Source organism: Nostoc sp. CALU 1950 (assembly GCF_051172895.1).
Lineage (GTDB): Bacteria > Cyanobacteriota > Cyanobacteriia > Cyanobacteriales > Nostocaceae > Nostoc > Nostoc edaphicum_A.
The window spans coordinates 1-943 of record NZ_JBDNJQ010000404.1; the positions used below are offsets into that span (position 1 = coordinate 1).

Annotated in this window: 1 protein-coding gene; it reads right to left on the minus strand. The window is 40.0% G+C overall.

The window, feature by feature from the left end; genetic code table 11:
- On the minus strand, positions 1-860 hold an 860-nt coding region (locus ABF638_RS38185; protein ID WP_435027921.1), incomplete at its 3' end, for an IS982 family transposase.
- Positions 861-943: the final 83 nt, after the last annotated feature.

Below are 943 nucleotides of genomic sequence, written 5' to 3' on the forward strand. Positions count from 1 at the left end.
GGGTCACAATTGTGGCGATTAAGCCAGAAACAGACAGTATGAGCTAAAATCTTGCGATTGAGACGACTGGTAAGATGCCACATATCTCTAGCTCGAATCTTCTCTATATGAAATCTCTCAACTAATTGACCAATAACTGTTTCAATGAGGCGACGAAAGCGTTGCATTAATCGAACTGAAGATTGACTACGAGAGTCAGACATATTAGAACGCAGAGGGGTTTGTAAATTAATACCCACTGTTTCAAGTTCTCCTGACAAAAACTGACTTAAATAACCTTTATCTGCGATTAATAAACCTTTAACTCGCGTGATTAAATCCCAAAGTGCTTCTCGTTCACTGCCATTTGCCGGAGTCAGGGTAAACCCACTAATAACTCCTATGCCACTAATGATTAAATGCCCATGAAACCCATAATACGTCTGTTTCTTGGCAGCACAAAAGCCATAATCTGCTTGGGATTTAAAACTCCGGCAGTTGGGAGCGCGACTGAAGCCACACAAAGGTATTGGTAATCCATCAATTAAATGAAGTTGCTCAGAAAATGCCCCTAAATGCTGTGCTAATTTTTGTTGTAACAGTTCTTTATACTGCCAACAATTAGCTGCTTGACGAATAAAAGCATAGCGACTCTTTAACTGAGGAAATAGCCCTAACCAATGACGGTGAAAGTATTTCCAAATGTCTTTGTCAGCATCTATTCCCAAAAACTCTGCCACTACTTCCATTGTTAAAACTTCACTCTCCCTTAAACTTGGAGCAAAACCTCGTCTCTTAATTGGGTATATCTGGGTGATTTCAATCAGCACATCGTCAACACAGCAAAATACGGCAATGATAAACTCTTCTATAGAAAACATTTTTCCCTCATTCCACTCACTGGTAACGATTTTCTCGCTCCAGTGCGGATTGTGGGAATTTTCTTTTCAATCGTTCATACACC